Source organism: Rhodanobacter ginsengiterrae (genome assembly GCF_050026815.1).
GTDB lineage: Bacteria > Pseudomonadota > Gammaproteobacteria > Xanthomonadales > Rhodanobacteraceae > Rhodanobacter > Rhodanobacter ginsengiterrae.
Window position 1 is genome coordinate 44,453 of the sequence record NZ_JALBWO010000043.1, and the last position, 12,782, is coordinate 57,234.

Consider the following 12,782-nt stretch of genomic DNA (forward strand, 5'->3'; position numbering starts at 1 on the left):
GCAAGCATGAACAAGCTCCTGCAGCGCACCCTGATGGGCTACCGTCCGCTGTATCTGCATGGGTTGCTGCTGGACGGGCAATTCCATCTGCCGAAGACGGACCCGGCGCAGCCGAGTGGCAGCCACGGGGTGCGCCAACGTACCCTGTTTGCCGCATTGATCCAGATCGTCTTCCACCAGCGGAGCAAGTGATGACCCCAGCCCACGTCAGCTTTTTCCATTCGCCGCAAAGCCGCTCCGCCGGCACCCGCGCCCTGCTCGAAGAGCTGGGCGCGGACTACGAACTGCACCTGCTCAACCTGAAGGACCGCCAGCAGCGCCAGCCGGACTATCTGGCGATCAATCCGATGGGCAAGGTGCCGGCGATCCGCCATGGCGAGGCGCTGATCACCGAGCAGCCGGCGATCTTCATCTACCTCGCTGATCTGTATCCGGAGGCCGGCCTGGCCCCGCCGATCGGCGATCCGCAGCGCGGGCCGTACCTGCGCTGGCTGGTGTTCTACGGCTCCTGCTTCGAGCCGGCGGTGACCGACAAGTCGATGCAGCGCGAGCCGGCGCCGCCGTCTACCTGCGGTTACGGCGACTACGACACCATGCTGAAGACCCTGGTCGACCAGCTGGAAAAAGGCCCGTATCTGCTCGGTGACCGCTTCAGCGCCGCCGACGTGTTGTGGGGCACCGCACTGAACTGGACCACCATGTTCAAGCTGGTGCCCGAGCTGCCGGTGATCCGCGCCTATATCGATCGCGTGCTGGCGCGCCCGGCGCTGCAGCGCGCCGCGGCGATGGATGCCGCGTTGCTGGCCGCGCAAACCGTGTGATGCGATGAGCCGTGACGTTCGACGCTGTTCGCCCTCGCCACTCTCGGCGATGATGCGCGGATGCGTCGAGCCGATCGCCTGTTTCTCATCATCCACGCGCTGCGCGGCCGGCGGACCGCGCTGCAGGCGCGCTCGCTGGCGCAGACCCTGGGCGTGTCCTTGCGCACGGTCTACCGGGATGTGGCCGACCTGCAATTGTCCGGCGTGCCGATCGAGGGCGAGGCGGGTGTCGGCTACGTGTTGCGCAAGGGCGCGGACATCCCGCCGCTGATGTTCAACGCGAATGAACTGGAGGCGCTGGTGGTCGGTTCGCGTTTCGTGCGCGCGTTTGCCGGCACCCGCCTGGCCGAGAGCGCGCAGACGGCGCTGATGAAGATCGAAGCGGTGCTGCCGCCGGAACTGCGCGAGCGCGCCAGCCGCACACGCATCTTCGCGCCGGTCTGGCGCGACCAGTATCGCGACGATTTCGCCGTCCTGCTCGACCAGCTGCACGCGGCGATCGTCGGCAGCCAGGTGCTGCGGATGGACTATCGCGACGAGGGCGGCAACGCCAGCACGCGCGAGATCGAGCCACTGTGCCTGTCGTTCTGGGGCGGCAAGTGGACGCTCGGTGCGTGGTGCCGGATGCGCGGTGACTTCCGCAATTTTCGCCCGGACCGGATCGCCGTATCGGCGCCGAGCGGCGAGGTCTTTCCGGAAACGGCCCAGCGCAATCTGGCCGCCTACCTGCGTGCGGTTGGCGTCGGCGAACTGGATATCGGCTGACCGGCGCCGTTGCCATGACGCGGCATGGCGGCGAGGATAGGCATCAGCATCACTTCGGGTGATGAATGATGACGTCATCCCGCCACAAGGAATCCGCGTGAAAAAATCCCTGATGCCGGCCAGTCTGGTCGCCTTGACGCTGGCCTGTGCCGGCGCGCCGCTGTCGGTGCGGGCGCAGGCCGCACCATCGAGTGTCGGCGGGACGATCAGCGCGGACGCTACTGCCGACACGCGCTTCAGCGACATCTATCGCAGCGAGTGGGCCTGGCGTACCGGCCAGGCCGGGATCAGTGCGTCGGGCGAGTCCATGCCCGACAGCGGTCGCCTCGATCAGGTCGACGCGGCCAGCCAGCAAGCTCGACTTGCCTATTGGCAGGGCGTGATGAAGCGGCTCGACGGCATCGAGGTGGCGCAGTTGTCGCCGGCCAACCAGGTCAACTACGCGATCTACCGCGCACAGATCGGCAATTTCATCGCCGACCAGAAGTTCGGGAACTGGCAGATGCCGTTCAACAGCGACTCCGCGTTCTGGTCCGACCTCGGCTATGAGCTGGGTGGCGATCAGCTGCGCACGAAGCGCGACTACGAGCAGTATCTCGATCGGCTCGACCAGGTTCCCGCCTACTTCGAGCAGCAGATCGCCAACATGCGGCTCGGGCTCAAGCGTGGCTTCAGCGTGCCGCGCGCGGTGCTGGATGGGCGCGACGTGTCGATTGCCGCGGTGGCCGAACTGAAGGATCCGACCACGAGCAGCTTCTACCTGCCGTTTACCCGATTGCCGGCGTCGATCCCCGCGGATCAGGCACAGGCGCTGCAGGGCCGGGCCTTGCAGGGCATTCGCGACGAGGTGATTCCGGCCTACGCGAAGCTGCTTGCATTCTTCCGCACCGAATACCTGCCGCAGGCGCGCAAGACGCTGGCGGCCGAGGCGCTGCCGGATGGCAAGGCGTTCTATCGCCAGCAGATCCGCGAGTACACCACACTCGACCTCGGCCCCGACCAGATCCACCAGATCGGTCTGGATCAGGTGGCGCAGATCCACGCGCAGATGCTCGAGGTGATCAAGGACACCGCGTTCAAGGGCAGCTTCGCCGAGTTCCTGCAGTTCCTGCGCAGCGACCCGCAGTTCTACGCGAAAACCCCCGAGGAGCTGCTGATGCGCAGCGCCTGGGTGGCCAAGGAAGTGGATGGCCAGATGGCGCGCTACTTCGGCCATCTGCCGCGGCAGCGCTTCACCATCCAGCCGGTGCCGGCCGATATTGCGCCTTACTACACCTCCGGTCGCGGCGGGCCGGACGTCTATCTGGTCAACACCTACGACCTGGCATCGCGACCGCTGTACAACATGCCGGCGCTGACCCTGCATGAATCCTATCCGGGTCATGCGCTGCAGCTGGAACTGGCGACCGAGCAACACGACCTGCCGGCATTCCGCCGCAACAGCTACATCTCCGCTTACGGCGAGGGCTGGGGTCTGTACTCCGAGTATCTCGGCAACGAGATGGGCATCTACCGCACGCCCTACCAGCGCTTCGGCTATCTCACCTACCAGATGTGGCGGGCTTGCCGGCTGGTGGTCGACACCGGCATCCACCACCTGGGCTGGAGCCGGCAGCAGGCGATCGACTACCTCACCGTCAACACCGCGTTGTCCGACCGCGAGATCGCCAATGAGGTCGACCGCTACATCAGCTGGCCGGGCCAGGCGCTGTCCTACGAACTGGGCTACCTGAAGATTCGCGCGCTGCGGGCGAAGGCGGAAAAAGCACTGGGAGCGAAGTTCGACATCCGCCACTTCCACGACACCGTGCTGTCCACCGGCTCGGTGCCGCTGCCGGTACTGCGACAGCGCATCGACCGCTTCATCGCCGACGGCGGTCCGGAGCCGGACTACGGTTGCGATTGCGCGAAACGCGACAAGGCCACCTCGACAAGCCCCTGAAAGCAGCGTGATCCATCATTGACCATACTTCTCCTGCAGAGTAAATTGAATTTCAACTTCATCAGGAGAGTTTCGCATGCTGGCCCATACGCTGCCTGAAACCGCTCCGGCCGGCGAGCTCGGTGGCCCGGCGCTGCGCGCCTTCTTCCGTCTCGCCGAGCAGTGGAAGCTGCGCATCGCCGACCAGCGCAAACTGCTCGGTGACCCGCCGGAATCGACGTTCTACAAGTGGAAGCGCCAGCAGGAAGGCGCACCAGGCCGCGACACGATCGAGCGGATCAGTTACCTGCTCGGCATCTGGAAGTCGCTGCAGATCCTGTTCCCCGACCCGGCGCAGGCCGACGCGTGGCTGCACAAGCCGAATGCCGCGGCGTCGTTCGGCGGCCACTCCGCGCTGCAACGCATGTTGTCGGGCAACGTCGCCGATCTCTATGTGGTACGCCAGTATCTGGATGCGCAGCGCGGGTGAAGCGGTCGCAACGGGTGATACGTCGTTTGGGCAACATCCTCGATCCGGCACGCTGTGCTCCTCCCCCTGCTTGCCCCTCAAGGGACTTCCTTCGGTCGCAGGGGGAGGTTGGGAGGGGGTAAAGCTCCTGCTCTCAAATCGAGAGCAACCCCACTACCCTGCGAGCAAGGGAGGGAGCTCGCCTTGCAGAATCACGGAATTCCGATGCTGCCTGAACTGCCACCTCTCAAACGCGTCCGCTGGGCCCACGCCTACCGTATCGTGCCGAGCCGCTTTCCACCGGTCGGCGTGTACGATCGCATCGCCGACCCGGCCGACCTCGACGCGGTATTCGCGATCGAGGCGCTGACCAACCCGCGCCTGCGCGAGGAGGCCGGCGCCCTGAAGCTGGTGCCGAAGGAACATCGCATCAGCGGCCCGGGTTCGACCCCGGTGATGGCTGCGTTCACCCATCTGAATCCGGAAGGCAGCCGTTTCTCCGACGGCAGCTGGGGCGTGTTCTATGCCGCGCACAGCATCGCCACCGCGGTGGAGGAAACCGTGTATCACCGCGAGCAATTCCTGGCCGCAACCCGTGAACCGCCGTGCGAGGTGCAGATGCGCTGCTATGGCACCAGCCTGGACAGCAGGCTGCACGACCTGCGCAGCGGCTGGCTGGCGGAACAGGCGCCAGACAGTTACGTGGCCAGCCTTGCATTGGCGCGCAGGCTGCGCGCCATCGACTCACCCGGCGTCGTCTTCGACAGTGCCCGGCATGCCGGCGGCGAATGCATCGCCGCGTTCTTCCCGGATGTGGTTGCGCCCTGCGTGCAGGCCGGACACCTGGTCTATCGCTGGGACGGCAAGCGCATTGCCCAGGTGCTTGAAGTGAATGAATGGAAGCGATAACGCCGCTACGAAGGCGTGCTGTCGACGGATAGGGCCAGCAGAGAGCCAGTGGTGGTTACGATGGCGTGCCGGGCTGCCGGCACTTCCAGATCGCCACCGACAAGCCGAGCAGGCCCAGCAACCCCAGCCAGGTTGCCAGCCGGCGTCGGCGTCTCGGTTCTGCGGTCTCCTCGCTCCAGCCTTCGCCGTTGTCGCGTTCAATTGCCAGAATGCGTTGCCGATGGACGTGCAGCGTCATTTTCTCGCCCTTGGCCACGTTCCGGAAATGGAAGCTGCAAAAAGTGCAGCGGAACGTCTGCGCCATTCCATCGATATCGAAGGCGTAGATCGAATCGTCGCTGACCCGTCGCTGGAACGTGCCGCGCAGGCTTTGCGCTTTCGAAACAGCCGAAAGCTGCCGATCGGTGGAGACCCCCGAAAACGCGAGGCACGTCAGCGCCACCACCACGATCGCAAGAACCAGACGCCAGCCACGCGCCACGACGCCAGACGGGAGCAAACCGCTCAGGTATCCGCGTTGGTGGCCCAACCTTCGCGATCACCGCGAGTGAACACGCGGTCACCGTCCAGCACGTCGCCGGCCGCGTGCGCGGGCAGCTCGCGCAGCTTCGCGTAGATCGGGGTGAAGTCGGGACCCGTCGCCTCGAACAGCTGATCGAAGCTGTCGATCACGAAGTAGGTCTGCTGGTAGGTATCGATGCGGTAGCGCGTGCTCATCACGCGCGGCAGGTCGAAGCCGATCCGGTTCGGTGACGGCGAATCCAGGCAGTAGATCGACTCGCCCTTGGAGCTGACGATGCCGGCGCCATAGATGCGCATGCCTTCGGCGGTGTTGATCAGGCCGAACTCCACCGTGTACCAGTACAACCGGGTCAGGTTCATCAGCGCGTCGGGGCCGATCGCGAACGCCTTCATGCCGCCGCGGCCGTAGGCCTGCATGTAGTCGGCAAACACCGGATTGAGCAGCAGCGGCACGTGGCCGAACATGTCGTGGAACAGGTCCGGTTCGCTGAGGTAATCCAATTGGTCGGGCTTGCGGATCCACCAGCTGACCGGAAAGCGGCGGTTGGCCAGGTGGTCGAAGAACACCTCGTCGGGCAGCAGGCCTTCCACCGCGACCAGCTCCCAGCCAGTGGCGGCGCCGAGCACCTTGTTCAGCTCGGCGAACTTGGGAATGCCGCCGTCGCCCAGCCCGAAACGCTCGACGCCGTCGAGGAACTCCTGGCAGGCGCGGCCTTGCAGCAACTCGCGCTGGCGCTGGAACAAGGTGTCCCACACCTCATGGTCGGTCTGGCTGTAGCTGGCCCACGGCTGCGCGACCACGCCGGTGGCGTACACCGGCACGTAGCCGCGGTCGGTCTGCTGGTGTTCGACTTTGCGGGGCGTGGTGTTTTCCATGGGCAACTCCGGTGGTGCGCAGGCAGAGCCACAGCTTAAGGCGAATCCCTCGCATGAAGATTGCTTTGTTGCCTGAATCCGCTGCAGTGATGCACTATCGTTGCGTATACCGGCATGAATTCGGATGTGAATTGCACATGACGACACTGGATCGCACCGATCTGCGCATGCTGGCCGTGCTGCAAAGCGAGGGGCGCATCACCAACGCCGAGCTGGCCGAGCGGGTCAGCCTGTCGCCGTCGGCGTGCCTGCGCCGCCTGCAGCGGCTGGAAGGCGACAAGGTGATCACCGGCTATGCGGCGCAGGTGGACCCGCAGGCGGTGGGCCTAGGCTTGCAGGCGTTCGTGCGGGTGCAGCTGACCCGGCACGAAAGCAGCGCGATCGAAAGTTTTGTCGAACGCGTGAATGCATGGGAGGAAGTCGTCGCCTGCCATGCGCTGACCGGCGACATGGATTATCTGTTGCACGTCCATGTGGCCGACCTGCAGGACTTCTCCCGCTTCCTGCTCGACCATCTGTTGAACGCCAGCGGGGTGGGCGATGTCAATTCGAGCTTCGTCCTGCGTACCGTCAAACGCTCACCCTCGCTGCCGCTGGCCCAGCTGGAACGATGACAGTCTGCGGCGCCGCAAAACTAACGCTAAACTAACCCGCTGATGAGCATCGACACCACTTCCGAGCCCGAACGCGACTTGCTGCGCCCGCTGCGCTACCTGTGGCGCGTGCCGCTGGTGCTGCTGCACATCGTGCTCGGCATCCTGTTGTGCGGGTTGCTGCTCAGCTGGAACCAGCATGCCGTGATGAGGAACGGACGCGAACCGTTTGCGCATCGCATGATCCGGCTCTGGTCGGTGACTCTGCTGCGCATCTTCGGCATGCGCGCGCGCCGCTTCGGCGAGCCGCAACGCGACCCGGTGCTGTTTGTCGCCAACCACACCTCGTGGATCGACATCACCATGCTGCATAGCCAGCGCGCCGCGTGCTTCGTGGCCAAGGCAGAGATCGCCGGCTGGCCGCTGGTCGGCTGGCTGGCCGCCAGCGGCGGCACCATCTTCCATCGGCGTGGCAGCAATCATTCGTTGTCCACGGTGATGCAGGCGATGGTCGAATGCCTGCGCGCCGGCCGCTCGGTGGCGGTGTTCCCGGAAGGCGGCACCGGCTACAACGGCGTGCTGAAGGTGTTCCACGCGCGGATCTTCCAGGCCGCCCTCGACGCCGAGGTCAGCGTGCAACCGGTGGCCTTGCGCTTTGCACGCGACGGCCGGCGGCTGCTCGATGCCGGCTTCCGCGAGGAGGAAAGCTTCTTCGGCAATATCGTGCGCCTGCTCGGCGAGGCGCCGATGGATGCCGAGATCCATTTCCTCGCGCCGGTGCCTGCCACGCCCGATGCGCGGCGACGGATGGCCGAGCTGTCGCGCGAACGCATCGCTGCCGCACTGGAAGACCGGCCGGGATGACCTTGCTGTACGGAAAGGATTTCCGCCCACCCTGGCCGCTGCGCAGCGGCCACATCCAGACCATGCTGTCCTCCAGCGGCGTGCGCCGGGTACTGCTGCCGAAGGCGGCCAAGACCGTGCTGCAGGGTGCCCGGCACGTGGTGGTGGATGGCGGCGGCGGGGTGCGGCTGTCCGGCGCCTATACCGCGCAGGTCAGTCGCGCGCAGTCCCGCGGCCTGGCGGTGTTGTTCCATGGCTGGGAGGGCAGCGTCGATTCCACCTACGTGCTGCAGACCGGCAGCCGTCTGCTGCGTGATGGCTGGGACATCTTCCGGCTGAATTTCCGCGACCACGGCGACAGCCACGGACTCAACGAGGCGCTGTTCCATTCCTGCCGGCTCGATGAGGTGGTGCATGCGCTGGGCGATATTGCGCAGCGCTGGCCGGCACGGCCGATGGCGCTGGCCGGCTTCTCGCTGGGCGGCAACTTTGCATTGCGCGCCGCGCTGCAGACCTCGCGTCTGGGCATACCGCTGAGCTACGTGCTGGCGGTCTGTCCGATCATCGACCCGGGCGTCGGCCTGTTCGCGCTGGAGGAAACCGCGCCCTGGTTCTACCAGGCCTATTTCATGCGCAAGTGGCGGCACTCCCTGCTGGCCAAGCAGCAGGCGTTTCCCGAGCAGCAGTTCTTCGAGATGTCCGAGCTGAAGCAGCACCTGCGCGGACTGACCGAGTCGCTGGTGCTGCGGCATACCGACTTCAAGTCGCTGCAGCAGTATCTGGACGGCTATTCGGTGGCCGGGGACGTGATGCAGGCGATGCAGCTTCCCGCCACCATCCTGACTTCGCGCGATGACCCGGTGATTCCGGTCAGCAGTTTCGAGCAGCTCGAACTGCCGCCCAATGTCGAACTGGACATCGCCGATCACGGCGGCCACTGTGGCTTCATCCGCGACTGGGGCATGACCAGTTTTTCCGACGACTACATCGCCGGCCGCTTCAATGCGATCGCCGATGCCGCCACGCGTGCGGATGAATCCACGGCAGCAGCGACTCAGCCGTTCGCGCCGACGGCGCGCTGACGCATCCAGCTGGCGATGCTCATGCGGTCCCGCGTGGCCGGCAGCACTTCGTGCTCGAACTGTCCGGACAGGAACAGCAGCAAGCTGCCCATGTGCGGATAGATGTCACGCTGGCTGCCGTCGCCCAGATACAGCCGCAGCGCGCCGCCCTGCGCATCCAGCCAGTTCCGGTTGAGATAGAACACCGCCGAGATCACCCGCGCGTCGTTGCCGCGCAAGCGGTCCAGATGCCGGGCGTAGCCCGCGCCGGGGCCATACACCGCATAGTGCGATTCGCAATCGACCAGACCGAGCATCAGTTCGCGCCCCAGAGTCTGGCGCAGCTCGTCCATACGGTCGGCAAAAGCCTGCTGCGGCATGGTCATCGCACCCGTGGCGAACCAGTGGGTGCTGTCGCCGCGCAACGTCGATGTCGTGCGGTCAGCACCGGTGCGGGCGGGCAGCAGCCGACCGGCATCGTGCATCGCTGCGCATTCGCGGCCCAGCGCATCGGTCTGCCTGTCGTCCAGCAGCCCTGGCAGCATGCACCAGCCATCGGCCGCCAGCGCACTGGCCGCAGCGGCGAAATCGGAAGGGGAGGACATCGAACGCCCGGAGTGCACGACGCAGCGGAGTGGCCGTTCCGGTGCATGCCTGGATGGCCGGCGCTGGGGGACAGGCTGCCATGACCGGCAGCAACCCAGCATACGATGCATTTGGTCAGCGCGTGCGTAATGGCTCGAGCAGGCTGCCCAGGCCGTTGTGATCCAGCTCCAGCATCAGGGCCAGCAGCTGGCCCAGCTGGCCGGGCGGAAAACCCCTGCGCGCGAACCAGGCCAGGTAGGCGCCGGGCAGGTCCGCGATCAGCCGGCCCTGGTACTTGCCATACGGCATGCGGACGGTCACCAGCTGTTGCAGGTCGGCGGCGTTCATGTCATGGCCTCTGCGGCATGGGAAAAGGCATCGCCGTGCCGGCCGGCAGGGTAGCGATGAGAGAAATCGCCATGCACTTTGCCACGGCGCGGTCAGCCAGGATGGCAGGGATCGACGCAGCATTCCCGGCACGCCTGTTCTGGTCAAACCGAAGGCATGCAGGGTACCGTCGCGCACAGGCATTACGAGGGATGGACAGCGATGGACGGCATGCGATGAAAACGGGTTTCCTCAATGGCGGTGGCGAGATGGGCGCGCTGATGCGCGAGCATCCGTGGGCGCAGTCGCTGCCTGGCGTGGTCGAGCAGTGGCCCGATGCCCTGCGTACCGTGGTCAGCCTGATGCTCAACTCGCCGTTTCCGATGTTCCTGTTGTGGGGCGAGCAACGCATCTGTCTGTACAACGACGGTTACATACCGATCCTCGGCAAGCGTCATCCCGCGGCACTGGCGATGCCTTATCAGCAGATATGGCCGGAAATCTGGGATGAAATCAGTCCGCTGATCGATGAGGCCTATGCCGGCACGTCGACGTTCTTCGAGAACTTTCCGTTGCGGATCGAGCGCAACGGCTCGCCGGAACAGTCCTATTTCACTTTCTCCTATTCGCCGCTGCGTGGCTCGCACGGCGCCATCGAGGGGATGTTCTGTACCTGCAGCGAAACCACCGCCCAGCTGCAGGCCGAGATCGCCCTGCGCAACAACGAGGCGCATTGGCGCGGTCTGTTCGAGAACATGCAGGAGGGCTTCTTCGTCGCCCAGGTGGTGCGTGACCGGAACGCCGAGATCGTCGATTTCCGTTTCGTCGAAGTCAATCCTGCATTCGAGATCCAGACCGGGCTGGCTTCGAGCGTGGCGCCGGGGCGGACCCTGCGCGAGATGTTGCCGGCGGTGCCCGAGGCCTTGATCCGCGCCTACGCGAAGGTGATCGAAAGCGGTCAGCCGAGTCAGTTCGAAATCGACCTGGGTCGCGCCAACGGGCGCTGGTATGAGGTGCGTGCACGGCTGGCCGAAAGCGCCGAGCGCATCGCCGTGCTGTTCGTGGATATCACCGCGCGCAAGCATGCCGAGGTAGCCTTGCGTCGCAGCGAGGCGAGCTTCCGCGGGCTGGCCCAGACCATGCCCAATCAGGCCTGGACGGCGCGCGTGGATGGCAGCCTGGAATGGTTCAACGACCGCGTCTACGAGTATGCCGGGGTGAGCTCCGACGATCTCAAGGACGACCGCTGGGGCAGCATCGTGCACCCGGACGATCTGCCGCTGGCGGCGGCCGGCTGGATGCAGGCGGTTGCCGCCGGCACGCCCTACCAGGCGGAATTTCGCCTGCGCCGCGCCGATGGCGTGTACTGCTGGCACATCGCACGAGCGATGCCGTTGTTTGGCGCCGACGGCAGCATCGAGCGCTGGATCGGCACCAATACCGACATCGAGGCCCAGAAGCGCGCCGCCGAATTGCTCGAACTGCGCATCGCCGAGCGCAGCCGTGAACTGGAGAAGGCGCACGAGGAGCTGCGTCAGTCGCAGAAAATGGAGGCTGTGGGCCAGCTGACCGGCGGCATCGCGCACGATTTCAACAACCTGCTGACCGGGGTGATCGGCGGCCTGGAAATGATGCAGACGCGCCTCGCCCAGGGTCGCCACGAAGACGCCGAGCGTTGCGCCGGCCTGGCCATGCAGTCGGCGCAACGGGCGGCGGCGCTGACCCATCGCCTGCTGGCGTTCTCGCGCCGGCAGCCGCTGGAGCCCAAGGTGGTGTGCGCGAACGCACTGGTGGCATCGATGCGCGAGCTGATTGATCGCACCGTGGGCCCCGGCATCCAGCTTCACGTGGAAGCCGCAGGCGACCTCTGGACGACCCGCTGCGATGTGAACCAGCTGGAAAACACCTTGCTCAACCTGGTCATCAATGCCCGCGACGCGATGCCCGCAGGCGGCGTGCTGACGCTCGCCACGCGCAACTGCGAGATCCTTGCCGACACGCTGGCGACGGGCGAGCCAGGCGCCGGTGATCATGTCTGCCTCGTCGTCAGCGACAACGGGACCGGCATGACGCCGGACATCCTCGCCCGCGTGTTCGAGCCGTTCTACACCACCAAGCCACTCGGCCAGGGTACCGGCCTGGGCCTGTCGATGGTCTATGGTTTCGCGCGTCAGTCCGGCGGTTTCGTGCAGATCGACAGCAAACCGGGCGCGGGCACCACGGTGAGGCTGTATCTGCCGCGCAGCCACGCCGCAGTGACCGATTCGGCGGAGCAGGCGGCTGCGGATCCGCTACCCGTGGCCACGCCGCGCACCGTGCTGGTGGTCGATGACGAAGCGCATGTGCGCGAACTGATAGTGGCCCTGCTCAATGATCTGGGACATCGCGGCCTGGAAGCGCAGGACGGCCCCGGCGGCCTGGCGATCATCGGCATGCTGGAACATCCCGTCGACCTGCTGATCACCGACGTCGGCCTTCCCGGGTTCAATGGCCGCGAGCTGGCGGCAAAGGCGCGCGCACTGCGCCCCGAACTGAAGATACTGTTCATCACCGGCTATGCCGGCGAGGCCCTTTTCGATGTCGAACCCGGATCGGGCGTGGAACTGCTCAACAAGCCGTTCACCATGGCCGAACTGAGCCGCCGCATCGAGCACCTCACCCGCACCGGCTGACTATCTGGCGCACCGTCGTGCTTGCTGCCAGACTCACGGTCGAACAGGGGAGTGCGCACGTGTCACCAACCACCGCGAGACGGGTATTGGTCGTCGAAGACGATCCGGTCGTGGCCATGCTGGTCGAAGACATCGTGCGCGACATGGGGCACGAGGTGTCGATCAACCTCACCCTCGAGCACGCGCTGTTCGAGATCGAGGATGGCCAGATCGATGCCGTGCTGCTGGACATGCGGCTGCGCGGCGAAGACGCCCGCCCGATCCTGCTCGATCTGCTGGCGCGCAAGATCCCGTTCATGGTGTTGTCCGGGTCCGACCAGAGCGCCCTGAAGAGCGAGTTCCCCGACATCCGCTTCCTGGCCAAGCCGTTCAGCAAGGTCGACCTCGAGGCCGCGGTGCGCGACCTGCTGGCCTGAGC

The 12,782-nt window shown here is 65.7% G+C and carries 15 protein-coding genes; 11 read left to right on the top strand and 4 right to left on the bottom strand.

The genetic code is table 11. The annotated features are described in order from the left end of the window. The first annotated feature begins 6 nt into the window (after window positions 1-6). The 6 genes from ACQGNJ_RS03000 (at window position 7) to ACQGNJ_RS03025 (ending at window position 4,885) form a co-directional block, all read left to right on the top strand. On the top strand, window positions 7-192 hold the full coding sequence (locus ACQGNJ_RS03000; RefSeq protein WP_426687750.1) for a hypothetical protein: 186 nt from the start codon (window positions 7-9) through the stop codon (window positions 190-192). Further along, window positions 192-821 carry a glutathione S-transferase family protein gene (locus ACQGNJ_RS03005; RefSeq protein ID WP_426687751.1) on the top strand — a complete coding sequence of 210 codons (630 nt, stop codon included), beginning with the start codon at window positions 192-194 and terminating at the stop codon, window positions 819-821. The genes ACQGNJ_RS03000 and ACQGNJ_RS03005 overlap by 1 nt, the downstream gene beginning before the upstream one ends. A 60-nt stretch (window positions 822-881) precedes the next feature. Then, the gene (locus ACQGNJ_RS03010) at window positions 882-1,586 is read left to right on the top strand and encodes a helix-turn-helix transcriptional regulator (RefSeq protein WP_426687752.1); all 705 of its coding nucleotides are present in this window, start codon (window positions 882-884) and stop codon (window positions 1,584-1,586) included. 112 nt (window positions 1,587-1,698) lie between these two features. Beyond that, on the top strand, window positions 1,699-3,528 hold the full coding sequence (locus tag ACQGNJ_RS03015) for a DUF885 domain-containing protein (protein ID WP_426687805.1): 1,830 nt from the start codon (window positions 1,699-1,701) through the stop codon (window positions 3,526-3,528). A 76-nt stretch (window positions 3,529-3,604) separates the two neighbouring features. Then, on the top strand, window positions 3,605-3,997 hold the full coding sequence (locus ACQGNJ_RS03020; RefSeq protein ID WP_426687753.1) for an MbcA/ParS/Xre antitoxin family protein: 393 nt from the start codon (window positions 3,605-3,607) through the stop codon (window positions 3,995-3,997). Between the two features lie 204 nt (window positions 3,998-4,201). Then, window positions 4,202-4,885, top strand: a complete 684-nt coding sequence (locus tag ACQGNJ_RS03025) for an RES family NAD+ phosphorylase (RefSeq protein WP_426687754.1) — start codon at window positions 4,202-4,204, stop codon at window positions 4,883-4,885. A gap of 55 nt (window positions 4,886-4,940) precedes the next feature. Here ACQGNJ_RS03025 and ACQGNJ_RS03030 read toward each other — a convergent pair whose 3' ends face one another. Next, window positions 4,941-5,366 carry a hypothetical protein gene (locus ACQGNJ_RS03030; protein ID WP_426687755.1) on the bottom strand — a complete coding sequence of 142 codons (426 nt, stop codon included), beginning with the start codon at window positions 5,364-5,366 and terminating at the stop codon, window positions 4,941-4,943. 23 nt (window positions 5,367-5,389) lie between these two features. Further along, complete coding sequence (gene phhA, locus ACQGNJ_RS03035) at window positions 5,390-6,283, bottom strand: phenylalanine 4-monooxygenase (protein WP_426687756.1); 894 nt, start codon at window positions 6,281-6,283, stop codon at window positions 5,390-5,392. Window positions 6,284-6,420: 137 nt separating this feature from the next. Here phhA and ACQGNJ_RS03040 point away from each other — a divergent pair, with 137 nt between their 5' ends. From ACQGNJ_RS03040 to ACQGNJ_RS03050, 3 genes are read left to right on the top strand one after another with little or no spacing between them, the layout of a single operon-like run. Beyond that, on the top strand, window positions 6,421-6,897 hold the full coding sequence (locus tag ACQGNJ_RS03040) for an Lrp/AsnC family transcriptional regulator (protein WP_426687757.1): 477 nt from the start codon (window positions 6,421-6,423) through the stop codon (window positions 6,895-6,897). A gap of 42 nt (window positions 6,898-6,939) precedes the next feature. After that, window positions 6,940-7,740, top strand: coding sequence for a lysophospholipid acyltransferase family protein (locus tag ACQGNJ_RS03045; protein ID WP_426687758.1), 801 nt, complete (start codon window positions 6,940-6,942; stop codon window positions 7,738-7,740). Continuing rightward, window positions 7,737-8,801, top strand: a complete 1,065-nt coding sequence (locus tag ACQGNJ_RS03050) for a YheT family hydrolase (RefSeq protein WP_426687759.1) — start codon at window positions 7,737-7,739, stop codon at window positions 8,799-8,801. The genes ACQGNJ_RS03045 and ACQGNJ_RS03050 overlap by 4 nt, the downstream gene beginning before the upstream one ends. On the opposite strand, the gene ACQGNJ_RS03055 is transcribed toward ACQGNJ_RS03050, so the two are convergent. Continuing rightward, complete coding sequence (locus ACQGNJ_RS03055) at window positions 8,774-9,385, bottom strand: 2OG-Fe(II) oxygenase (protein WP_426687760.1); 612 nt, start codon at window positions 9,383-9,385, stop codon at window positions 8,774-8,776. The genes ACQGNJ_RS03050 and ACQGNJ_RS03055 overlap by 28 nt on opposite strands. Before the next feature lie 115 nt (window positions 9,386-9,500). After that, window positions 9,501-9,713, bottom strand: a complete 213-nt coding sequence (locus ACQGNJ_RS03060; protein WP_426687761.1) for a DUF3820 family protein — start codon at window positions 9,711-9,713, stop codon at window positions 9,501-9,503. A gap of 215 nt (window positions 9,714-9,928) precedes the next feature. On the opposite strand from ACQGNJ_RS03060, the gene ACQGNJ_RS03065 reads away from it, so the two are divergent. Next, window positions 9,929-12,364 carry a hybrid sensor histidine kinase/response regulator gene (locus ACQGNJ_RS03065; RefSeq protein WP_426687762.1) on the top strand — a complete coding sequence of 812 codons (2,436 nt, stop codon included), beginning with the start codon at window positions 9,929-9,931 and terminating at the stop codon, window positions 12,362-12,364. Window positions 12,365-12,423: 59 nt separating this feature from the next. After that, window positions 12,424-12,780: a response regulator gene (locus tag ACQGNJ_RS03070; RefSeq protein WP_426687763.1), complete on the top strand. Its 357-nt coding sequence runs from the start codon at window positions 12,424-12,426 to the stop codon at window positions 12,778-12,780. Window positions 12,781-12,782 lie beyond the last annotated feature (2 nt).

Coding starts and splice junctions, on each gene's coding strand:
- ACQGNJ_RS03015 (WP_426687805.1), top strand. CDS start 1,699: ATGCCGGCCAGTCTGGTCGCCTTGACGCTGGCCTGTGCCGGCGCGCCG.
- ACQGNJ_RS03045 (WP_426687758.1), top strand. CDS start 6,940: ATGAGCATCGACACCACTTCCGAGCCCGAACGCGACTTGCTGCGCCCG.
- ACQGNJ_RS03065 (WP_426687762.1), top strand. CDS start 9,929: ATGAAAACGGGTTTCCTCAATGGCGGTGGCGAGATGGGCGCGCTGATG.
- ACQGNJ_RS03005 (WP_426687751.1), top strand. CDS start 192: ATGACCCCAGCCCACGTCAGCTTTTTCCATTCGCCGCAAAGCCGCTCC.
- ACQGNJ_RS03020 (WP_426687753.1), top strand. CDS start 3,605: ATGCTGGCCCATACGCTGCCTGAAACCGCTCCGGCCGGCGAGCTCGGT.
- ACQGNJ_RS03050 (WP_426687759.1), top strand. CDS start 7,737: ATGACCTTGCTGTACGGAAAGGATTTCCGCCCACCCTGGCCGCTGCGC.
- ACQGNJ_RS03060 (WP_426687761.1), bottom strand. CDS start 9,713: ATGAACGCCGCCGACCTGCAACAGCTGGTGACCGTCCGCATGCCGTAT.
- ACQGNJ_RS03040 (WP_426687757.1), top strand. CDS start 6,421: ATGACGACACTGGATCGCACCGATCTGCGCATGCTGGCCGTGCTGCAA.
- ACQGNJ_RS03055 (WP_426687760.1), bottom strand. CDS start 9,385: ATGTCCTCCCCTTCCGATTTCGCCGCTGCGGCCAGTGCGCTGGCGGCC.
- ACQGNJ_RS03025 (WP_426687754.1), top strand. CDS start 4,202: ATGCTGCCTGAACTGCCACCTCTCAAACGCGTCCGCTGGGCCCACGCC.
- phhA (WP_426687756.1), bottom strand. CDS start 6,283: ATGGAAAACACCACGCCCCGCAAAGTCGAACACCAGCAGACCGACCGC.
- ACQGNJ_RS03000 (WP_426687750.1), top strand. CDS start 7: ATGAACAAGCTCCTGCAGCGCACCCTGATGGGCTACCGTCCGCTGTAT.
- ACQGNJ_RS03010 (WP_426687752.1), top strand. CDS start 882: ATGCGTCGAGCCGATCGCCTGTTTCTCATCATCCACGCGCTGCGCGGC.